This is a genomic window from Parasedimentitalea nitratireducens (assembly GCF_057444295.1).
This window is the reverse complement of the sequence record NZ_JBYAXC010000005.1, coordinates 109,329-128,894: the sequence shown is the minus strand read 5'-3', so window position 1 is coordinate 128,894 and position 19,566 is coordinate 109,329. Positions and strand designations below refer to the sequence as shown.

Annotated in this window: 20 protein-coding genes; 9 read left to right on the top strand and 11 right to left on the bottom strand. The window is 57.4% G+C overall.

The features are described from left to right. Window positions 1-11 precede the first annotated feature (11 nt). Entirely contained in the window at window positions 12-302 is a 291-nt protein-coding gene (rpmB, locus tag AC2T28_RS16070) for a 50S ribosomal protein L28 (protein WP_486749646.1), read from the bottom strand. Between the two features lie 92 nt (window positions 303-394). Next, window positions 395-1,336, bottom strand: a complete 942-nt coding sequence (locus AC2T28_RS16065) for a LysR substrate-binding domain-containing protein (protein ID WP_486749645.1) — start codon at window positions 1,334-1,336, stop codon at window positions 395-397. Between the two features lie 93 nt (window positions 1,337-1,429). Between AC2T28_RS16065 and AC2T28_RS16060 the strand changes: the two genes are divergently transcribed. Next, entirely contained in the window at window positions 1,430-1,633 is a 204-nt protein-coding gene (locus AC2T28_RS16060; protein ID WP_486749644.1) for a hypothetical protein, read from the top strand. Here the strand turns inward: AC2T28_RS16060 and meaB are convergent. Beyond that, window positions 1,620-2,603, bottom strand: coding sequence for a methylmalonyl Co-A mutase-associated GTPase MeaB (gene meaB / locus AC2T28_RS16055; RefSeq protein WP_486749643.1), 984 nt, complete (start codon window positions 2,601-2,603; stop codon window positions 1,620-1,622). The genes AC2T28_RS16060 and meaB overlap by 14 nt on opposite strands. 119 nt (window positions 2,604-2,722) lie before the next feature. Here meaB and hrpB point away from each other — a divergent pair, with 119 nt between their 5' ends. After that, window positions 2,723-5,170: an ATP-dependent helicase HrpB gene (gene hrpB, locus AC2T28_RS16050; protein ID WP_486749642.1), complete on the top strand. Its 2,448-nt coding sequence runs from the start codon at window positions 2,723-2,725 to the stop codon at window positions 5,168-5,170. Between the two features lie 357 nt (window positions 5,171-5,527). On the opposite strand, the gene AC2T28_RS16045 is transcribed toward hrpB, so the two are convergent. Then, window positions 5,528-6,295, bottom strand: coding sequence for an SDR family NAD(P)-dependent oxidoreductase (locus tag AC2T28_RS16045; RefSeq protein WP_486749641.1), 768 nt, complete (start codon window positions 6,293-6,295; stop codon window positions 5,528-5,530). 205 nt (window positions 6,296-6,500) lie between these two features. Here AC2T28_RS16045 and AC2T28_RS16040 point away from each other — a divergent pair, with 205 nt between their 5' ends. Together AC2T28_RS16040 and AC2T28_RS16035 are read left to right on the top strand one after the other, a co-directional pair. After that, on the top strand, window positions 6,501-6,959 hold the full coding sequence (locus tag AC2T28_RS16040; RefSeq protein ID WP_486749640.1) for an NUDIX hydrolase: 459 nt from the start codon (window positions 6,501-6,503) through the stop codon (window positions 6,957-6,959). A 100-nt stretch (window positions 6,960-7,059) separates the two neighbouring features. Further along, window positions 7,060-8,544: an inorganic phosphate transporter gene (locus AC2T28_RS16035; protein ID WP_486749639.1), complete on the top strand. Its 1,485-nt coding sequence runs from the start codon at window positions 7,060-7,062 to the stop codon at window positions 8,542-8,544. A gap of 72 nt (window positions 8,545-8,616) precedes the next feature. On the opposite strand, the gene AC2T28_RS16030 is transcribed toward AC2T28_RS16035, so the two are convergent. The 4 genes from AC2T28_RS16030 to AC2T28_RS16015 form a co-directional block, all read right to left on the bottom strand. Further along, on the bottom strand, window positions 8,617-9,186 hold the full coding sequence (locus AC2T28_RS16030) for an isochorismatase family protein (protein ID WP_486749638.1): 570 nt from the start codon (window positions 9,184-9,186) through the stop codon (window positions 8,617-8,619). Window positions 9,187-9,226: 40 nt separating this feature from the next. After that, window positions 9,227-9,817 carry a GNAT family N-acetyltransferase gene (locus AC2T28_RS16025; RefSeq protein WP_486749637.1) on the bottom strand — a complete coding sequence of 197 codons (591 nt, stop codon included), beginning with the start codon at window positions 9,815-9,817 and terminating at the stop codon, window positions 9,227-9,229. A 10-nt stretch (window positions 9,818-9,827) separates the two neighbouring features. Further along, on the bottom strand, window positions 9,828-10,754 hold the full coding sequence (argF, locus tag AC2T28_RS16020; RefSeq protein WP_486749636.1) for an ornithine carbamoyltransferase: 927 nt from the start codon (window positions 10,752-10,754) through the stop codon (window positions 9,828-9,830). Window positions 10,755-10,830: 76 nt separating this feature from the next. Then, a complete protein-coding gene (locus tag AC2T28_RS16015; RefSeq protein ID WP_486749635.1) occupies window positions 10,831-12,006 on the bottom strand; it encodes an acetylornithine transaminase in 1,176 nt (391 codons plus the stop codon). Window positions 12,007-12,275: 269 nt separating this feature from the next. Between AC2T28_RS16015 and AC2T28_RS16010 the strand changes: the two genes are divergently transcribed. Both AC2T28_RS16010 and AC2T28_RS16005 read left to right on the top strand, forming a co-directional pair. Then, window positions 12,276-13,511 carry an MFS transporter gene (locus AC2T28_RS16010; protein WP_486749634.1) on the top strand — a complete coding sequence of 412 codons (1,236 nt, stop codon included), beginning with the start codon at window positions 12,276-12,278 and terminating at the stop codon, window positions 13,509-13,511. Window positions 13,512-13,561: 50 nt separating this feature from the next. After that, entirely contained in the window at window positions 13,562-14,467 is a 906-nt protein-coding gene (locus tag AC2T28_RS16005; protein WP_486749633.1) for a DMT family transporter, read from the top strand. Here the strand turns inward: AC2T28_RS16005 and AC2T28_RS16000 are convergent. Together AC2T28_RS16000 and AC2T28_RS15995 are read right to left on the bottom strand one after the other, a co-directional pair. Beyond that, a complete protein-coding gene (locus tag AC2T28_RS16000) occupies window positions 14,460-15,086 on the bottom strand; it encodes a LysE family translocator (RefSeq protein ID WP_486749632.1) in 627 nt (208 codons plus the stop codon). The genes AC2T28_RS16005 and AC2T28_RS16000 overlap by 8 nt on opposite strands. Before the next feature lie 79 nt (window positions 15,087-15,165). Continuing rightward, the gene (locus AC2T28_RS15995) at window positions 15,166-15,978 is read right to left on the bottom strand and encodes an ABC transporter permease (RefSeq protein WP_486749631.1); all 813 of its coding nucleotides are present in this window, start codon (window positions 15,976-15,978) and stop codon (window positions 15,166-15,168) included. A gap of 160 nt (window positions 15,979-16,138) precedes the next feature. On the opposite strand from AC2T28_RS15995, the gene AC2T28_RS15990 reads away from it, so the two are divergent. After that, window positions 16,139-16,723, top strand: coding sequence for a GcrA family cell cycle regulator (locus AC2T28_RS15990; RefSeq protein ID WP_486749630.1), 585 nt, complete (start codon window positions 16,139-16,141; stop codon window positions 16,721-16,723). 157 nt (window positions 16,724-16,880) lie between these two features. Beyond that, on the top strand, window positions 16,881-17,846 hold the full coding sequence (gene speB, locus AC2T28_RS15985; RefSeq protein ID WP_486749629.1) for an agmatinase: 966 nt from the start codon (window positions 16,881-16,883) through the stop codon (window positions 17,844-17,846). Between the two features lie 49 nt (window positions 17,847-17,895). Here speB and AC2T28_RS15980 read toward each other — a convergent pair whose 3' ends face one another. Continuing rightward, entirely contained in the window at window positions 17,896-18,414 is a 519-nt protein-coding gene (locus tag AC2T28_RS15980; protein ID WP_486749628.1) for a YHS domain-containing (seleno)protein, read from the bottom strand. Between the two features lie 266 nt (window positions 18,415-18,680). On the opposite strand from AC2T28_RS15980, the gene yghU reads away from it, so the two are divergent. Then, on the top strand, window positions 18,681-19,556 hold the full coding sequence (yghU, locus tag AC2T28_RS15975) for a glutathione-dependent disulfide-bond oxidoreductase (protein WP_486749627.1): 876 nt from the start codon (window positions 18,681-18,683) through the stop codon (window positions 19,554-19,556). Window positions 19,557-19,566 lie beyond the last annotated feature (10 nt).

The following is a 19,566-nucleotide window of genomic DNA, read 5'->3' as shown; positions in this document are numbered from 1 at the left end:
CAGTGAATTGATCAAGCTTCGGCAGTAGCGGCCTTGGCGATCTCTTTTTTCACTTTCAGAGCTGTTGTCGACAGCTCATCGTCCTTGGCTTTGGCCAGGAACGCGTCCAGACCACCACGGTGATCAACCGAACGCAGAGCAGCAGCCGAAATCTTCAGCTTAACGCCACGGCCCAGAGTCTCGGACTGCAGGGTTACGTCGTTCAGGTTTGGCAAAAACCGGCGACGGGTGCGGTTCTTAGCGTGGCTTACGTTGTTGCCCGTCATCGGGCCTTTTCCGGTCAATTCGCAACGGCGCGACATGGGATTATCCTCGTTTTCGTCACGGGGAAGCAGACCCCGTCGATGTAAGAGAGCGCCGCCCAAGGCCGCACTCAGAAATTCGTTGGCTGCTCTTACGCGGAATCATTAGGGGCGTCAAGCGCATCAGGGGGTGCCTCGGTCATCATATCGTTCATTTCTGCCAGCAACCATTTTCTGAAAGCGCGGATCGCTGGCGCATTGCGTCTGCGCTCGGCATAGACCAACCAAATGGAGAAGTTATCTTCGGCCACGATATCAAAGGGTTGGATCAGCTCACCCGTTCGCAATTCCTGTTGATAATACAATGGCGTCAGCAGGCAAACCCCGTGTCCGGCCTTTGCGGCCTGCGCCTCAATCAGCTGAGACCCCAATGAGTGCCTATGACCACGGTCTGGCTTGGGCGGCTCTAGCCCCGCAGCCTTGAACCATACACCCCAACTTGGATCGCCGGCATCAATCAGCGGCGCAACTAAAAGATCCTCGGGGCTGGACAGCGACCCATACCGTTCAACAAAGGCGGGACTGATCATCGGGGTCTGGTAGGCCCGCATCAGCATCTCGGCGCGCACGCCCGGCCAAATCCCGTTCCCGGTACGGATTGCGACACTGGCTTCGCCCGCTTCCAAATCCGCCATCTTTTGGTTCATATCGATTCGGGTTGCGATTTCCGGGTGTTCTGCCTGGAAACGCCACAATCGCGGCCCAAGTACGCTGGCAGCAAAGGTTGCCAGCACGGAAATAACCAACGTCTCATCGTGGCACTGGCGCAGATCAGCAAAGGCTTGCCGCAAAATTTCCAGCGCTTCGCCTGAACTGGCGGCAAGTTGCGCCCCCTCGGATGTCAGCTTTACCCCCCGCGGCTGGCGATGAAACAGGGGAAGTCCTGCGCGATCCTCTAACTGCTTGATTTGATAGCTGACAGCCGCCTGGGTCATGCCAAGTTCATCTGCTGCACGGGTAAAGCTGCCGTGGCGTGCCGCAGATTCAAACACCCGAATGGCGGCCAATGGCGGCAAGGGATGGGGAGACGACATAAAACCTCCTTATGCATAGTAGCGGATATTCAATTGGTCACTTTGGTCGCCAGCAACCATGTAGGTCATGAGAATAACGAAAGGAAGACCCCAATGACAACTCGTAGCTTACCGGCACTTACACAAGTTTCGCTTTTGTCTCTTGTGCAGAATTTCCTATCTCGCAAGCGCTCGACCACTGGAGAAAAACAACTTCAGGCGCGCGCATCGCTGCGAGATCTGCCCTGCCACATCCAAAAAGATATCGGCCTGTTCAATGACGTCGGCACACCACCGAAGCCCTTTAACCTCTGGTGATGTTCAACAATGTCAGGACACTCTCTGCCGCCTTGGCCGAGGGAACTGTACCCTCGGCAACCCGAAGCGCCAGCCGGTTGATCTCGGCCTGCGCTTTGGGCGTTTTCAATTGCGCCAGAACCGCCTGACGCAGCTCTTCATGGAACCAGTATTGGGCCTGGTCTGCTCGGCACTTGTCCCAAATTCCATTCTCTTTGCGCCAATTGATCAGCACCTGCATCTCGTTCCAGGATTCATCTAGCCCCTGCTCTTCAACCGCCGAAACCATCATTGCCTTGGGAAAGCTATCAGGGTCACGGGCGCGTTTGCGCAGCAGGCGCAGGGCCCCGGCATAATCGGCACAGGTGCGGGTTGCGGCGGGTTTCAGATCTCCATCGGCTTTGTTCACCAGAATCAGGTCTGCAATTTCCATAATGCCGCGTTTGACACCCTGCAGCTCATCGCCACCGGCAGGTGCCAGCAGTAGCAGGAACAAGTCCGACATCTCGGCCACCACAGTTTCCGACTGGCCCACGCCTACGGTTTCAATCAGCACCACATCAAATCCGGCTGCTTCACACAGCGCCACTGCTTCGCGTGAACGTCGCGCTACGCCGCCAAGGTGGGTCTGACTAGGGGATGGGCGAATGAATGCGTTGGGTTCACGAGACAAGTGTTCCATCCGTGTCTTATCACCCAAGATCGAACCGCCCGACCGGGTTGAGCTGGGATCCACGGCCAGAACCGCAACCCGCAGCCCCTGCCCGGTCAGCATCATGCCAAAACTTTCGATAAAGGTGGACTTGCCGACGCCTGGCGTACCCGACAAGCCAATACGCAGAGCCTGCCGTTTGTGCTGGGCCAGCAGGTCCAGCAGTTCGGTTGCCTGAACACGGTGGTCAGCCCGTCCGCTTTCAACCAGAGTGATGGCCCGCGCCAGCGCCCGGCGTTCTCCGTTCAAGATCCTTTTGCTCAGCTCTGCAATATCCATGCCCGTGGTCCCGGCTGCCAAATCGAATTTGCCATACTTGGCGTCAGCTTGCGGCGAATGTCCAGAGACCTGATGCCGCGCCGCTGGACCTTGGCTGCGCCATTGGCGATAAGGCAGGCATGATACGCCTGCCTATTGACGACGCCCTGCCCGACCTGATTGCTGCCCTGAAACAAGGGGGCCGTGCTGTGCTACAGGCACCGCCCGGTGCAGGTAAGACCACCAAAGTGCCACTGGCAATGCTAGAGGCGGGCCTGACCAAGGGCCGTATTGTCATGCTGGAACCCCGCCGACTGGCCGCCCGCGCCGCAGCTGAGCGCATGGCCGAAACCCTAGGCGAACAGGTCGGTGAAACCGTCGGGTACCGGGTGCGCGGCGATACCAAGGTCAGCAAATCCACCCGGATCGAGGTGGTGACCGAAGGCATCCTGACCCGGATGCTGCAATCAGACCCGGACCTGCCCGGCGTAGGCGCAGTGATCTTTGACGAATTCCACGAACGCTCGCTGAATGCCGATCTCGGGCTGGCCCTGTGCCTCGAGGTGGCAGACGCACTGCGCGACGATCTCATCCTGATGGCCATGTCAGCAACACTTGACGCGGCCCCCGTCGCGGCTTTGATGCAAGCGCCACTGATCACATCCGAGGGACGCAGCTTCCCGGTCGAAACCCGCTGGCTCGACAAACCGCTGGGACCCAAGGCTCGACGGTTGGATGCGCTGGTAGATCTGGTGCAACAGGCTGAGAAAGACACCCGCAACATAGGCGGCGGCATTCTGGTGTTCCTCCCCGGCGAGGGTGAAATACGTCGGGCTGTGGCTGCACTAAATGGCCGCCTGTCGGGCGACTGCGAGATCCGCCCGCTGTTTGGCGCCCTGCCCTTTGCCGAGCAACGCGCCGCCATTGCACCCATAAAATCCGGCCGCAAGGTGGTACTCGCCACATCAATCGCCGAAACCTCTCTAACCATTCAAGACATCCGCGTGGTGATCGACATGGGCCAAGCCCGTCGCGCCCGGTTTGATCCCGGCTCAGGAATGTCGCGGCTGATCACCGAGAAGGTCACCCGCGCCGAATCCACCCAACGCCAAGGCCGCGCTGGCCGTGTGGCCGAGGGCATCTGTTACCGGCTCTGGACCAAGGGCGAGGAAGGTGCGCTAGCGGCGTTCCCGCCTGCAGAAATCGAAGCTGCCGACCTGACTGGATTGTCCCTGGAGCTGGCGCTGTGGGGCGCTGCTCCGTCGGATCTGTCATTCCTGACCCCACCACCCGAAGGCGCTATGAGTGAGGCCCATTCCCTGCTGCAGATGCTCGACGCGCTGGACCAGAACAATCGTATCACCGACCACGGTCGCGCGCTGGCCCGCCTGCCGCTACACCCGCGCTTGGGTCATATGCTCACCTTGGCTGGGCAAGATGCGGCTCCGCTGGCTGCGCTATTGGCTGAGCGGGATCCACTGCGCGGCGCCCCCAGCGACCTTTCACTACGTATGGACGCAATCCGCGACCCCAAGGGTTTCATGCGCAAACGCCCCTACCAACTCAATATGTCCGTGGTCGAACGGATCAGGGGAGAAATCCGCCGCCTGAAGAAACAGGCGCCCAACACCGCAAGCGACCTGAATACAGCGGCCTTGGCTGCGCTGGCCTATCCGGATCGTGTTGGCCAGCGCCGCAAAGGCGACAAGCCGCGATATGTACTGTCCGGTGGCAAGGGGGCAGTGCTGGACGATGGCGACCTACTGGCGGGCGCACCCTTCATCGTGGCGCTGGATACTGACGGCAACCCGCGCGAGGCACGGGTGCGACTGGCAGCGCAGATATCCCAATCCGAAATTCGCGAACTGTTTGCAAACCAGATCAACTGGCAGGATGTCTGCGACTGGTCGAAACGCGAGCGCCGGGTGGTATCAAGACAGCAGGAACGCTTTGGCGCCATGGTTCTGGATGACCGGATCTGGAAGGATGTGCCCGCCGACGCCGTGGCCCAAGCGATGCTGGACGGCATCCGGGATCTTGGCCTACGCCTGTCGGGCGCAGCTGCTCGACTGGCCGCGCGTGTGGAATTGGTGCGTGCCGAGGGCCATGACCTGCCTGATTTCTCGGCCGACGGGTTAACGGCCAACCTCGAGGACTGGTTGCTACCTATGGTAGGCGGTGTCAAAACGGCAGACGACTGGAAACGCTTTGACTTGCTGCCCGCGCTACGTGCCGCACTGAACTGGGAACAGACCCAACTGCTCGATCGCGAGGCTGCCAGTCATTTCACCAGCCCGCTCGGCAATCGCATTCCCATCACCTATGCTGACGAGGGCCCCGAGATCGAGGTGCGCATTCAGGAACTGTTTGGCGTGACCAAACATCCCACCAGTGGCGGCATCCCCCTAAAGGTCACCCTGCTCTCCCCCGCACGACGCCCCATCCAGATCACCCGCGACCTGCCGGGTTTCTGGTCCGGATCATATGACGATGTCCGCAAGGACATGCGCGCGCAATATCCCAGGCACCCCTGGCCCGAGGACCCAACACAGGCAGATCCAACCTTGCGGGCGAAGAAAAGAAGATAACAAGGTAAGTAATTGTAGTACAATATGTGCAATTTACCGCCTGAACTGACCGATTTCAGGTCAACTCGGTGCAGATTGGCGTCATTTCTGAAGAATTTGGCTTAAATGCTCATATTCAAGTGATGCTCAAAAATGTAAGTTATCTACAGACGACAAAAACAAGAACAAAAAAACAATCAGAGTAACGAGGCACAGAGTAGCTTCTTTATTCCCCCTACAGCCGGTGCCGAGACGACCTCTTTAACCGGACTATTAGGCCTCGGGCCTAAAATGGGGGCAGCGTGTGAAATCCCTCCCCGGCGCGCTTGCCCCCCTTCTCTCATCCTGAGCCGACATTGCGCCAAGTGCTATCGCTGTTTAGTCTTGGGTCTTTGCGGCCGAACGCAGCGCTGGCAGCCCAATCCCCACTGCTTCAAACCCACCATCTGCAGCCAAAATCTGGCCGGTAATGAAACTGGCTTTGTCCGACAATAAGAAGACAATCCCGGCTGCAATCTCCTCTTCTTTGCCATAGCGGTTCAAAGGTAGGGCGTCGTGATAGGCGGCAATGATTTCAGGTGAGTGCACCGCCATCGCCAACTTTGTCGCCACCGGCCCCGGCGCCACTGCATTAACCCGAATACCCAACTCACCCAGTTCAGCGGCCTGTTGCAACGTCAACTGCGCCAAGGCTGCCTTGGACGTGCCATAGGCCACCCGCAGGGTGCTGGCGCGCAGTCCGGAAATCGATGTGATGTTGACCACAGCCCCGCCGTCATCCGCCGCCAGCAGTTCTGTAAAGGCCTGGGTCATCAAAAACGGGCCGTCCAGATTGGTGCGCATAACCCGCTGCCAGCGCTCAAATGTGGTCTCCCGAATCGGGCCAAAGTCAGCAACACCGGCATTGTTCACCAATCCATCCAGCCGCCCCAGGCTCTCGGACACCTCACTAACAACACGGTCAACATCCTCAGGCACCGATACATCCGCATCGAAACCAATAACACCCGGCAACTCTGTCACCGCCTTGGCCAGCGCCTCGCTGTCGCGATCCAAAATTGCTACGTTCCAGTCCTCAGCCATCAGTTGCTTGGCTGTTGCAAAGCCAATGCCCCGCGCGCCGCCGGTGATCAGTGCAGATTTCATCAAAACTTCCTTTGCGTACCAACAATTAGGTGCAGGGCACCCCAGCGTCGGTCGTTTGTCAATCCAGCAGGTTACCGGCGAATGCCCCCAAATATGTAACAGTCCTAAGCGTAATATTTTGCCTTCATTGCATATTCAGGGTCAGAGCCTATGCTTGGGGCATACAAAAACAAACCGAGGCAAGCCGTAACGGCTTAGAGCACTTATGACGCGCGTACTCACCCGCGCCTGGGAAGAGATTCTCAAGCCACTATTCTTCAGGCCCAAACGCCTGCAGGTCGCAGCCCTTTGCTATCGCAAAACCGATGACGGCCCCGAAGTTCTGATGATCACCAGCCGCGGCACCGGCCGCTGGATCCTCCCCAAGGGCTGGCCGATCAATGGCAAAGACGGCGCAGAATCCGCCCTGCAAGAAGCCTGGGAAGAGGCTGGTGTTAAGAAAGCCAAGATCAAAGGGGCTCCAATTGGCCACTATGATTACCAGAAGAACCGCGGCAAAGGCCGATCAGAGATGGTCCAGACGCTGGTCTATATTGCCCGTGTCACCAAACTTTCAAAGTCCTACCCCGAGCGTAAACAGCGCAAACGCCAATGGGTGCGCGCCGAGGAAGCCGCCAATCTGGTACACGAACCAAAGCTACGGGAACTGCTACGCCAATTGTAAATGTTTTATGACAATTGCAACACTCGCATGACAAATCTCTTGCGAGAATCCTGAGGGGCGGCTAGGCGCGGTTTCGACCACTGTACTCGGGACTGATACGATGAGCGATGAACCACAGCGTAGACAATGGAAGACACTGGACCGCGATCTGAACAGGATCGCCGTCCTTGAGAATGCCACCAGCTATGTCTCTCGGCCCATGGTGGCGCCAGGCATAGCCCTGGTCTTTATCGTTTTGGCCAGTGTGGCCGCAGCTGTTTTACTGGGCACAACACCAAACAGTTTTGTCGTTGTCGCAGCAGCAGCTTTTGGCGCCTACATGGCTGTTAACATTGGCGCCAACGATGTCGCCAACAACATGGGGCCAGCCGTTGGCGCCAATGCGCTGACCATGGGGGGCGCGATCCTGATCGCCGCCATCGCCGAAAGCGCCGGCGCTTTGCTGGCTGGCGGCGATGTTGTCTCGACCATCTCCAAGGGCATTATTGATCCGCAGGTCATGGAATCCAGCGATGTCTTCATCTGGGCGATGATGGCGGCGCTGATCTCCTCTGCACTCTGGGTCAATCTGGCTACCTGGGTTGGCGCACCTGTTTCCACCACTCACTCGGTTGTTGGCGGTGTCATGGGCGCAGGCGTTGCTGCCGCCGGTCTCTCCGCCGTAAGCTGGGGCACAATGAGCAAGATTGCCGCCAGCTGGGTGATTTCCCCAGTTCTGGGTGGCTTGGTCGCTGCGGGTTTCCTGGCGCTGATCAAAGCGCAGATCATCTACAAAGAAGACAAGATCGCCGCCGCCCGCAAATGGGTTCCCATCCTGGTGGGCATCATGGCTGGCGCATTTGCCTCTTACCTGGCGGTCAAAGGCCTCAAGCGGATCGTCAAGATTGACCTGCAAACCGCGCTGCTGATTGGTCTGGTATTGGGCACCGCCTGCTGGGCCATCACCAAGCCGCTGATTGCCAAGCAATCCCAGGGACTGGAGAACCGCAACAAGTCGCTGAAGATCCTGTTCCGCATCCCGCTGGTGATCTCGGCCGCTCTGCTGTCCTTTGCCCATGGGGCCAATGACGTGGCCAATGCAGTGGGCCCGCTGGCCGCCATCGTACACGCAACTGAATTTGGCGACTTTGCCGCCAAGGTATCGATCCCGACCTGGGTCATGGTGATTGGCGCCTTTGGTATCTCGTTTGGTCTGTTCCTGTTTGGTCCCAAACTGATCCGCATGGTCGGCAGCCAGATCACCAAGCTGAACGCAATGCGCGCCTATTGTGTGTCGCTGTCGGCAGCCATCACCGTGATTGTTGCCAGCTGGTTGGGCTTGCCGGTGTCATCCACGCACATTGCAGTTGGTGCGGTCTTTGGTGTTGGTTTCTTCCGCGAGTGGCACATGGAGCGCCGGGTACGCGACCATGCAGCAAAGAACCCAAAGAAGAAAAAGCAGCTGGCCCCAGAAGAACGCCGCCGCCGCAAACTGGTGCGCCGCAGTCACTTTATGACCATCATCGCAGCCTGGGTGATTACAGTCCCCGCCGCAGCCGCTATGTCAGCTGTGATTTACCTGCTGCTGAATATCATGGTTGGCTAATTCAAGTGCCAAGCCTGATCAAACAAAGCCCTCGCAGTATCGCTGCGGGGGCTTTTTGTTAGGCAGAATATATTAGGTAAAGGCTGATATCTCGTCGAGCACATCCTGCGTAGGCAAGACCCTGCCAAAGCCCGCATGCAGTGCCGACAGTATGACCTCCAGCGCCACCTCGGCGTCGATATCACCACCATGGCGTGATGGCAGTGCAAAGGCGATCAGAGCATCTTCGACCACCAACACCTCGAAACCAAGGTTCGCCGCTGAGCGCGCAGTGGAATTCACGCAGAACGCGGCAACGCCACCCACAATCACCATGCGATTGGTGCCAGATTGGCGCAGGTGATCTTCAAGCCCGGTGCCGACAAAACCGGATGACCCGGTCTTCCAGAACACCGGCTCGTCTGGGAGGGGAGCAGTACATTCCATCGGCTGACCACTGGGAAGATCGCGGCGAAACTTGCTTTCAGCGCGTGGATCATCGTGCATGACGTGGCAGACTGGCAAACCCGCCCCACGAAAGGCCTCAATCAGCGCAGCCATTTTCTGTTCGGCATCAGGGGTCGCACGGGGACGGCCTGCCGCGGTGGCATTGGCCATCTCCATTTGCATATCAACAACAAGAAGGGCTGTGGTCTGATCCATAGGTCTTCGCTCCAATACAACTTGGAGCGAAGGTTGCAGATCATGTGCTAGATGGCCAGTGCATGATCACATTTTCAGACCGCCACAGCGGCCCGTTGTCTATCTGTTCAGTAACCGGAGTACCGCCAGCGGCACAGTAAAACTCAAGCGCGGACAAGTTTTGTCGGACCACAGCCAAGACCAAATCACCTTTGTCACATTCCTGTGCCCAGTGCTGAGCCAAATTCAGGAACTGGCGACCCAGCCCCTGCCCCCGTACTGTTTCATCCAGATACAAATGCGTAAGTTCAATCGCATCCGCAAACCCATCAAACCCTGACACGGCAAGATCGCAAAAACCCACGTTCTGCCCTTGTGCATCCTCGGCCAGTAACGTCAGAGCGTGTTGACGATTGCCCGACAGCTTCCCTGTCCATTGCTCTTTACGACGTTCAAAGCCCAAGGCCTCGATCGCCGCTTGCGGAGCAATATCCCCATAGGTCTGACACCAAAGGCGCAGGTGAAAGGCTGCAATCGCCTCGCAGTCTTCCAAACATGCTTTGCGCAGAAAAAGCTCGTTGCGCTGAACCTTTTCCCCAGCCAACAGCCGGGCCAATTCGGCCCGGCTCGCGAGCAATCCTTCTTCAACCATCACAAAATCCTCAGCCGCCCATGCACCAGCGCATGATGGCCTTTTGGGCGTGTAGTCGGTTTTCAGCCTCGTCGAATATCACCGACTGTGGGCCGTCCATCACTTCCGAGGTGACTTCCTCTTCGCGGTGGGCAGGCAGACAGTGCATGAACAATGCATCCGGCTTGGCGTGGCTCATCAGTTCAGCGTTGACCTGATAACCGCGCAGCATGTTGTGGCGCCGCTCTTTGGACGACTGACTGTCGTGCATCGACACCCAGGTATCGGCCACAATCAGATCGGCGCCTTCAACGGCTTTTTGCGCGTCCCGCTCGATCACGATTTTCGAACCAGCCTGACGTGCCAGACCGATAAACTCATCCTCGGGGTCCAACTGCGATGGGCCTGCAAAGGTCAGATCAAAACCAAACTGACCTGCGGCATGCAGGAACGAGGCACAAACATTGTTGCCGTCGCCAGTCCAGACCACTTTCTTACCCTTGATCGGACCGCGGTGCTCTTCGTAGGTCTGAATATCAGCCATGATTTGGCAGGGGTGGGTGCGGTCGGTCAGACCGTTGATCACTGGAACCGAGGCGAACTCAGCCATTTCCATCAGCACAGTCTCGTCAAAGGTCCGGATCATGATCATATCGACATAGCGCGACAACACTCGGGCGGTGTCGGCGATGGTTTCGCCGTGCCCCAGCTGCATGTCTTTACCGGACAGCACCATGGTTTCGCCACCCATCTGGCGCACGCCAACATCAAAGGACACACGGGTCCGGGTTGATGGCTTTTCAAAAATCAGCGCAACCATGCGGTCCTTGAGCGGCAGGTCATCATCCAACGCCGCCTTAGGGCGACCAAGGCGGGCGTCTTTGGTGGCTTTGGCCTGATCGATGATGGCCCGCAAGTCAGCCGGGTCGGTTTTGTGGATATCAAGAAAATGGTTCATAACGTTTCACTTTGTTTCTGGGTCACGCCGGGGGCTCTGCCCCCGGACCCCCGGGATATTTCTGGCCAGATGTAGATCAGGCCTGTTCAATCTGTGTTGCGGCTTGGTCAAGACGGTTCAATGCTTCGGCGATGTCATCATCAGAGAGCGTAAGCGGCGGCAGAAGGCGGATCACATTGTCGGCGGCGGGTACGGTGATGACCTGGTTGTCATAGCCCGCGTTGACCACGTCGATATTGGTTGCCTTGCATTTCAGGCCCAACATCAGGCCGGTGCCGCGCACCTCTTCAAACACCTCGGGATGGGATGCAATCAGCCCTTCCAGCTTCTGGCGCAGTAGGCCTGCCTTGCGGTTTACCTCAGCCAGGAAATCAGGATTGGTGACATGGTCCATCACCGCGCAACCCACGGCGCAACCTAGTGGATTGCCACCGTATGTGGAGCCATGGGTGCCTGCGGTCATGCCACTGGCTGCCTCTTCAGTCGCCAGCACCGCGCCCAGTGGAAAACCGCCACCGATGCCTTTGGCCACCATCATGATGTCTGGCGTAATCCCCGCCCATTCATGGGCAAACAGTTTACCGGTCCGGCCCACACCACACTGAACCTCATCCAAGATCAGCAGCAACCCGTTGTCGTCACAGATCTGACGCAGCGCCTTAAGTTCGGCATCGGGGACCGGGCGAATGCCGCCTTCGCCCTGCACCGGTTCGATCAGGATGGCGGCGGTGTTTTCCGTGATGGCATTGGTCACGCCATCCATGTCGCCAAAGGTCAGGTGTACAAAACCGGGCAGCAGTGGGCCAAAGCCTGCGGTCATTTTCTCGGATCCCGCGGCGGCGATACCAGCCGAGGAACGGCCATGAAAGGATCCATCAAAAGTGATGATTTCGACCTTTTCCGGCTGCCGCTTGTCGTGGAAATACTTGCGCGCCATTTTCACCGCCAGCTCGCAGCTCTCAGTCCCCGAGTTGGTAAAGAACACGGTGTCGGCAAAGGTATGTTCCACCAGCTTGTCGGCCAGCGCCTGCTGTTGCGGAATCTGATAGAGGTTGGACACGTGCCACAGGTTTTGCGCCTGGGATGTCAGGGCATCAACCAGTGCCGGGTGCGCATGGCCCAGCGCATTCACCGCGATACCGGCCCCAAGGTCCAGAAATCGGCGCCCGTCATTCTCGATCAGCCATGCGCCCTCGCCTTTGACAAAGTTCAAAGGAGCGCGGTTATAGGTTGGCAGAACGGAAGCGATCATCGGGATCATCCTTTTTCGAAATAGAAGCCCAAGAGGTGCAGTATGCTGGGCAGTTGGTCAACGATGTTGAGAAGGGTTGCGTCGTTTTGTGACGCATAGATCAAGGGGCCGAGGCGCAAATTAGCGTCGGCGTCGCAGCGAGGTGCCCAGTCGGGTGATATATGTGCGTTTGATCATGATTTGGGTCCATAGCGGAGGAATGAGCGGAAGAAAAGCCCTTTTGCGCAGGACGTGTTGACATTTCGGCGGCCCAAGCAATTCATGGCGCCATGATATCATTATTTTCGACGCGAAATTATCGCCTGCTGTTTTCTGCTTCTGCTATTTCCAACCTTGGCGACGGGGTGTCCGCATTGGCCTTTCCTTGGTTGGCAACTCTGATCACCCGTGATCCGATGTTGATTGCACTGGTTGCCTTTGCCACCCGCCTGCCCTGGCTACTGTTTTCGATCCCGGCTGGGGTCTGGACCGATCGGGTAGATCGGCGGCGGTTGATGGTGCAGGCCGATCTGGTGCGGTTTCTGCTGACCGCGGGTGTGATCAGTGTGATCATGTCGGCGCCAGATTTCCCCATTGAGAATGGCACCCCTTACATCCTTGCACTGTGCGCGTTGGCCTTTTTGTTGGGCAGTGCCGAGGTAGTACGGGACAATGCAGCCCAGACCGTGTTGCCAGCGGTGGTCGCCAAGCATCAGCTAGAACAAGCCAACGGTCAGATCTGGAGCATCGAGCAGATCATGGGGTCCTTTGTCGGACCGCCGTTGGCCGGTTTCCTGATTGCCTATGCAGTGCCTGCACCTTTCTTTCTGGACGCGATCACTTTTGCCGGGGCGGCTGCGTTGGTTTGGTGCATGCGGCTGTCACCGGAAAATGCACCGGCTACCCCACGTCGTTCTTGGATCGCTGAAGCACGGGATGGCATTCACTGGCTGTGGGGGCACAGGGAAATCCTGCAACTGGCCATCATGTTGGGCTGCATGAACGCGATGAGCATCATGGCACTGACCATTCTGCCGTTGTTTGGGCAGGAACTGTTGGGGCTGAATGCGGTCCAGTACGGATTGTTGATCACCGCCGAGGCCGCAGGTGGCGTGGCCGGAGGGCTGATCTGCCCGGCGATTGCTGCACGGCTTGGGGTGCGGCGATCACTGATGCTGGCGCTACCGCTGATGATGGTGGGCTGGGGCATGATCGGGCTGATGCCCAATGTCTGGATGGTTGCTCCGGCGCTGTTTATCGGGATGTTTGCTGGGCTGTTGTGGAACGTGGTCACAGTGTCCTATCGCCAGCGGCGCATACCTGATGATCTGCTGGGACGGGTGAACAGCCTGTACCGGTTCTTTGGTTGGGGGATGTTGCCGCTTGGTGCGCTGCTGGGTGGCTGGATCGTTTCCGCAGCAGAGCCAAGCCTGGGCCGCGAGATGGCGCTGCGCCTTCCCTATCTGGTCAGCGCAGGTGGAACGGGTGTCATATGGATCTATGCTTTGCAAAAGCTTCGGCTGTGAGCTGATCAAATAGGCTTGCATTGTGGCACCGGTTGGCGCACCGGTGGCGCATGAACAGACCAATCCAAAACAACCCGCCGCTAGCGGCGATCTTTGTCCTGGTGGCAACCACATTTATTGCTGGCACCACGCTGATCGCCAAGGCACTGGGAACCGATGCATTGGGCACGCCACTGCACCCTCTACAGGTCAGCCATGGGCGGTTTCTGTTTGCATTTATCGCGATTTCATCGACCGCTGCGATCCTGCGCCCCAAGCTTACCCGCCCCAACTGGGGCCTGCACATCGGGCGAACAACGTTTGGCTGGGCCGGTGTCTCGCTGATGTTTGCCGCTGTGGCCTATATCCCGCTGGCCGACGCAACGGCGATTACTTTCCTGAACCCGGTGTTTGCCATGATGCTGGCTATTCCACTGCTTGGCGAAAAAGTTGGCCCCTGGCGCTGGGGCGCTGCGGTGATTGCCTTGATCGGGGCAATGGTATTGCTACGCCCTACACCCGATAGTTTTCAGCCCGCGGCCTTGTTGGCGCTGGCTGCAGCGATGATCATGGGGATGGAACTGATTTTCATCAAGAAACTGGCGGGCCGTGAATCACCACTACAGGTGCTGTTGGTCAACAACACCCTTGGGGTGCTGATTGCCTCGGTCGCGGTGATCCCGGTGTGGCAAATGCCCAGTCCCGAACAATGGGCCGCTTTGGCGACGCTTGGCGTGTTGATGGCCTGTGCCCAAGCTTGTTTTGTCAACGGAATGGCGCGGGCAGATGCTTCATTCGTGGCGCCGTTCAGCTATGCCACGCTGATCTTTGCCACGCTCTATGACTTCTTTGGGTTTGGCGCGATGCCAGATGCGGTGACCATTCTGGGTGCCGTAATCATCCTGACCGGAGCGGCAGTACTGGCCTGGCGAGAGGGGCGGCTAAGGAAAGCCACCCTCCCGGCCAAAGTCAGCTGACCCGCGACGCGTTGGCAGTGAAGATGCCAGCGGCAAACATACAGGACGCGCCGGTTCTGTTTACCGCCCGCTGGGCACGTGGTTTGCGCAACCGTGCGCGTAGACCAGAAGCAAAAAACAGCCACATCAAACCATTCAGCGTAGCGACACCAAAAAAGGTGAAGGTGAGAATGGCGAACTGCTCGAACACCGGCAGCGAAGTGTTCACGAACTGCGGAACAAAGGCCATATAGAACACTGGGCCTTTGGGGTTCAGCGCACTTACAAGAAATGATTGACCAAAAATAGACCATAGTGATTTTCCAGCAATCGGCCCTGTGTCTTCGACTTCGCTGACCGGTGCTGTCCACAAGCGATAGGCCATCCAGATCAGATATGCCGCCCCCGCGATTTTGAGGAGTGAAAACAAGGTAACCGAGGTCGCCAGTATAGCGCCAGCGCCCATCAAGGTGGCCGACATCGCCACCAAGGCACCCAACGCCTGCCCGGTAACCGTGCCCCAGCCTGTACGCCGTCCGCTGCGAAGCGCATGGTTCACAGTCAGAATGATATTGGGCCCGGGGATCACCACCACAATTGCGCTGGCCAGAACAAAGGCAATCCATGTCTCAAAAGTCATAAGTATTTTCCGTTTTCAGTCAGGCCGAGATTTGCACGACCCATGGGGGCTGTAAATGACCGTTTGCGAACCAACAGTTCTAAGCCTTCAACCGATACCCCGAGCGCAGCATCGCCCAGCCAACCAGACAAACAACGAATGTCGCTCCGCTACAAACCGCCAGCCCCAACAATGGCGAGCTGTCTGAGGTGCCAATCATACCGAATCGCACACCGTCGATCAGATAGAAAACTGGGTTCATGTAAGACACGGTTTGCAAAATCGGTGGCAAGGCCGACACCGAATAGAAAGTCCCGGACAAAAATGCCAAGGGCGTAACAATGAAATTGGTAATCGCTGCCATCTGGTCAAACTTGTCAGCAAACACACCGGCGACGATGCCTAGACCACCCAGGAAACAGGCCCCAAGGGTCACAAACACCAGTGCGACTAGCGGATGTGCTGGCCAGACACCAAGTGTTAGCCCCAGCCCCACCGAGATCCCCAGCGCTACCAACAACCCGCGCACAACGCCGCCAGCAAGATAGCCCAGCAGAATCTCAAACCCCGACAGTGGTGGCATCAAGGTGTCAACAATATTGCCTTGAACCTTAGTAATAACGATAGAAGACGATGTATTGGCAAAGGCATTCTGGATCACCGTCATCATCAGGATGCCCGGAGCCAGGAAGGTCAGGAACGGAACTCCCATCACATCGCCGCGATTTGGTCCGATGGCGATGTTGAAAATCATCAAAAACAGGGCGGATGTTGCCAAAGGCGCCAGCAGAGTCTGGGTCCAAACCACCAGAAACCGGGTGACCTCTCGCCCTGCCAAAGTGCGCAACCCCAACCAGTTGATGCGGCCAAATCGGCGCTCACCCAAGCCGATGCGATACCCGGTGTCTGACATGATGGCTCCTGATTTCTGTGTTCTGCATGCATAACCCGACTGCAGCTGGGTGCAAGATGGCTTGTAACTCACGTCACAGTGATTAAAATAGGGGCCAGATACAGATGACTACGGCGGCCGCAGGTTTCTTGGGGCCGCTTTTAGCTTGGAAAGGCAACATATGTCCTGGACAGACGAGCGCGTAGAACTGCTCAAGAAAATGTGGGGCGAAGGTCAGTCGGCCAGCCAGATCGCCAAAGAGCTGGGCGGCGTGACCCGCAATGCGGTTATCGGCAAGGTACACCGGTTGGGCCTGTCCAACCGTAACTCAACAGGCGCCTCCAAGGCGGCCGAGCCCAAGGAGAAGCCCGCAGCCGCGGCTAAACCGGTGCCCAAGCCCAAGGTGCAGCCCAAGACCGAGCCTGCACGTCCGATTACGCCAGCACCGGCCAAATCGGCAGACGGCAAACCTAATCTGCCTGCCCGCAAACAGATCATCCCGGCTGGCCAGCCACTGCCTCCGCAGCCATCCGCCAACGAGATCAGCCCCGAGGCTTTGGCCAAGGTCAACGAGATCGAGAAAAAGGCAAAGCGCCTGTCGCTGATGGAACTGACCGAGCGCACTTGCAAATGGCCAGTGGGTGACCCCGCAACCGAAGACTTCTGGTTCTGTGGCCTGTCAGTGCAGCAGGGCAAACCCTATTGCGAAGCCCATGTTGGAGTGGCTTTCCAACCAATGAGCGCCCGCCGCGACCGGAAACGGTAGTTTCCACCAAACATCTTAGTTTCCAAGCGGCGCCTGTTGGGCGCCGTTTTCTATTGCCCGGTTACAAGTTGTAGTGCTCAATGTGCCAAGCACTGCGCGTCCTTTCCTGTTGGACAGATCAGGAAGCGGTGCCTGGCAGCCAAAAGGACTTTGCAAAATGAGCGATCCATTTTTCCACCCGGTTTCTGGGTTTGATCTTCCCCGCTTTGCGGGCGTACCAACGTTCATGCGGTTACCCCATGTGCCGCTGGATGATGCAAGACTAAAGGATGTGCAGATTGGTCTCATCGGCACCCCTTGGGATGGCGGGACAACCAACCGGCCCGGGCCACGTCATGGCCCCCGACAGTTGCGTGACATGTCGACAATGATACGCGCCCAGAATGGCGCGACTCAAATCCGCCCCTTTGAACTGGCGAACTGCGCCGACCTTGGCGATGTGGCTCCTAACCCAGCCGGACTGGAAGACAGCATGGCGCGGATCACTGCATTCTATGATCAAATTGTCCAAGCAGGGATTTTGCCTTTGACCGCTGGCGGCGACCACCTGTGTTCCTTGCCAATACTACGTGCTCTTGCAAAGACCGCTCCACTGGCAATGATCCATTTCGACAGCCACACAGATCTATTCCACAGCTATTTCGGTGGGACGATGTATACACACGGGACACCGTTTCGACGCGCCATCGAGGAAGAACTCCTAGACCCTAAGCGCGTTGTACAAATTGGAATTCGGGGCACGACCTACGACAGCGAAGACCGTGATTTTGCCAAAAGTGTTGGCGTTCGGATCATCCCCATCGAAGAATTCCATGCGCGTAGCGTCGAGGATGTGATGATTGAGGCAAAAGAAATTGTTGGCAGCGGCAAAACCTATGTGTCCTACGACATCGATTTTGTCGATCCAGCTTATGCACCCGGCACCGGCACCCCCGAAGTTGGCGGCCCCAATTCATATCAAGCGATCCAGGTGGCCCGATTGCTGGACGGCGTGAATATTGTGGGAGCAGATCTGGTTGAAGTTTCGCCACCCTTTGACAATGGCGGCGCGACTGCATTTCTAGGTGCTTCGATCATGTTCGAAATCTTGTGTAACATGGCCGATAATCTGACCACGAACTAAACGCGCGCGCCAGTAGTCCGAGTGAGCACTGGGGCGGCCAAAATCACCGTCAGTTTTTAGCGGGTGCCGTTGAGGTGAAGTTCGGGATCTTGTTACCTGAGGCACCGTTGTCTTCGATCTCCGGCCAATTGCCATTGGCCTTGGTGATATTACCGGGAATATCCTCTTCCCAGAAGCCAACCACCACATCAGTTATATTCAGATACAGTTTATCGTCCACGATGCGCCATAGGTTGGGGTTGCCGGGCACCTTGCCGCCCTTGGACACCCCATAAGCGCAGTGACCATCATACTGAGGCACAAAATAACCGGGGTTCAGCAGGAACTTGTCGCGGTTGGCTTCGGTTGCAAAGGCAAATGTTGCACCGTTATGTTCAACCGTGATGCTAGACTTACCGGGAACGCCCGACGTCTGCATTGTGCCAACGGAAGATTGAGACAACCCGCGATAGGCAACGACATCATATCCCGACACCGCGTAACCAGTGCCATCAATATACTGGTCTCCTGCAAACGCAGGCAGGCTTAGGGAAATTGCGGCCAGGGCGGCCAGGGTAAAGCGCTTCATAAAGTTATCCTTTCACAGGGGAAGACAGCCAATACATGCTCGTGGTGGCGTCTATTTAGGGTGACACTAGGCAAATCAAACCTGCGACGAAACAGCTCTCACGACCCTGTGTTCATCCACGATCCAGCGTGATCAAATGCACAAAGATGTTACAAACGACCTTCCAGTCATTGGAATATTGTAAATGGATCTTAAGTCAGGCGATGCAACTTGCTGCAAATGCAGTAATACTGAACAGAACAACAGTTTTAGAACAAGGCCAGCAAATGAGTGATTCCGAATATACGCCAGCGAAGGTCTGGACCTGGAACCAGGAGAGCGGCGGCAAATTTGCCTCGATCAACCGACCGATTGCAGGTGCTACCCATGACAAGGACCTGCCGGTTGGCAAGCATCCCCTTCAGCTTTACTCGCTGGCCACCCCCAATGGGGTCAAGGTCACCGTAATGCTCGAAGAGCTGCTGGCACTTGGCCATACCGGGGCCGAGTACGATGCCTGGCTGATCAATATTGGCGAAGGCGACCAGTTTGGCTCCGGCTTTGTTCAGGTCAACCCAAACTCCAAGATCCCAGCCCTGATGGATCGCAGCGGCGATGAGCCCCAACGGGTGTTCGAATCCGGTTCAATCATGGTGCATCTGGCCGAGAAGTTTGGTGAGTTCCTGCCCAAAGACGGCCCCGAGCGCACCGAGGTGATGAGCTGGCTGTTCTGGCAGATGGGCAGCGCCCCTTATCTGGGCGGCGGCTTTGGTCACTTCTACGCCTATGCGCCGGAAAAATGGGAATATCCCATCGACCGTTTCTCGATGGAGGCCAAACGTCAGCTGGATGTGCTCGACCGTCAGCTAGCCGACAACCTGTTTATTGCAGGCGACACTTACAGCATCGCCGACATGGCGATCTGGGCCTGGTATGGCCAATTGGTTCTGGGCCGTCTGTACGGCGCTGCCGAGTTCCTGGACGTGGAAAGCTACACCCACGTCATGCGCTGGGCCAAGGCCATCGACTCGCGTCCCGCCGTTAGCAAGGGCCGCATGGTCAACCGCGCCTTTGGCGAGTTGCACACACAGCTGCGCGAACGCCATGATGCATCTGACTTTGAGTTCCGCACCCAGGACAAGCTGGAAACAGCTGCGGAATAAAGTCTTTTGC

What these genes read in the sequence shown, in the direction of transcription:
- AC2T28_RS16000 (WP_486749632.1), bottom strand. Translation starts at nt 15,086, where the DNA reads ATGACTTTTGAGACATGGATTGCCTTTGTTCTGGCCAGCGCAATTGTG.
- AC2T28_RS16015 (WP_486749635.1), bottom strand. Translation starts at nt 12,006, where the DNA reads ATGATCGCTTCCGTTCTGCCAACCTATAACCGCGCTCCTTTGAACTTT.
- AC2T28_RS16045 (WP_486749641.1), bottom strand. Translation starts at nt 6,295, where the DNA reads ATGAAATCTGCACTGATCACCGGCGGCGCGCGGGGCATTGGCTTTGCA.
- AC2T28_RS15980 (WP_486749628.1), bottom strand. Translation starts at nt 18,414, where the DNA reads ATGAAGCGCTTTACCCTGGCCGCCCTGGCCGCAATTTCCCTAAGCCTG.
- meaB (WP_486749643.1), bottom strand. Translation starts at nt 2,603, where the DNA reads ATGGATATTGCAGAGCTGAGCAAAAGGATCTTGAACGGAGAACGCCGG.
- AC2T28_RS15995 (WP_486749631.1), bottom strand. Translation starts at nt 15,978, where the DNA reads ATGTCAGACACCGGGTATCGCATCGGCTTGGGTGAGCGCCGATTTGGC.
- AC2T28_RS15990 (WP_486749630.1), top strand. Translation starts at nt 16,139, where the DNA reads ATGTCCTGGACAGACGAGCGCGTAGAACTGCTCAAGAAAATGTGGGGC.
- AC2T28_RS16040 (WP_486749640.1), top strand. Translation starts at nt 6,501, where the DNA reads ATGACGCGCGTACTCACCCGCGCCTGGGAAGAGATTCTCAAGCCACTA.
- AC2T28_RS16065 (WP_486749645.1), bottom strand. Translation starts at nt 1,336, where the DNA reads ATGTCGTCTCCCCATCCCTTGCCGCCATTGGCCGCCATTCGGGTGTTT.
- AC2T28_RS16030 (WP_486749638.1), bottom strand. Translation starts at nt 9,186, where the DNA reads ATGGATCAGACCACAGCCCTTCTTGTTGTTGATATGCAAATGGAGATG.
- AC2T28_RS16035 (WP_486749639.1), top strand. Translation starts at nt 7,060, where the DNA reads ATGAGCGATGAACCACAGCGTAGACAATGGAAGACACTGGACCGCGAT.
- AC2T28_RS16025 (WP_486749637.1), bottom strand. Translation starts at nt 9,817, where the DNA reads ATGGTTGAAGAAGGATTGCTCGCGAGCCGGGCCGAATTGGCCCGGCTG.
- rpmB (WP_486749646.1), bottom strand. Translation starts at nt 302, where the DNA reads ATGTCGCGCCGTTGCGAATTGACCGGAAAAGGCCCGATGACGGGCAAC.
- argF (WP_486749636.1), bottom strand. Translation starts at nt 10,754, where the DNA reads ATGAACCATTTTCTTGATATCCACAAAACCGACCCGGCTGACTTGCGG.
- AC2T28_RS16005 (WP_486749633.1), top strand. Translation starts at nt 13,562, where the DNA reads ATGAACAGACCAATCCAAAACAACCCGCCGCTAGCGGCGATCTTTGTC.
- speB (WP_486749629.1), top strand. Translation starts at nt 16,881, where the DNA reads ATGAGCGATCCATTTTTCCACCCGGTTTCTGGGTTTGATCTTCCCCGC.
- AC2T28_RS16010 (WP_486749634.1), top strand. Translation starts at nt 12,276, where the DNA reads ATGATATCATTATTTTCGACGCGAAATTATCGCCTGCTGTTTTCTGCT.
- hrpB (WP_486749642.1), top strand. Translation starts at nt 2,723, where the DNA reads ATGATACGCCTGCCTATTGACGACGCCCTGCCCGACCTGATTGCTGCC.
- yghU (WP_486749627.1), top strand. Translation starts at nt 18,681, where the DNA reads ATGAGTGATTCCGAATATACGCCAGCGAAGGTCTGGACCTGGAACCAG.
- AC2T28_RS16060 (WP_486749644.1), top strand. Translation starts at nt 1,430, where the DNA reads ATGACAACTCGTAGCTTACCGGCACTTACACAAGTTTCGCTTTTGTCT.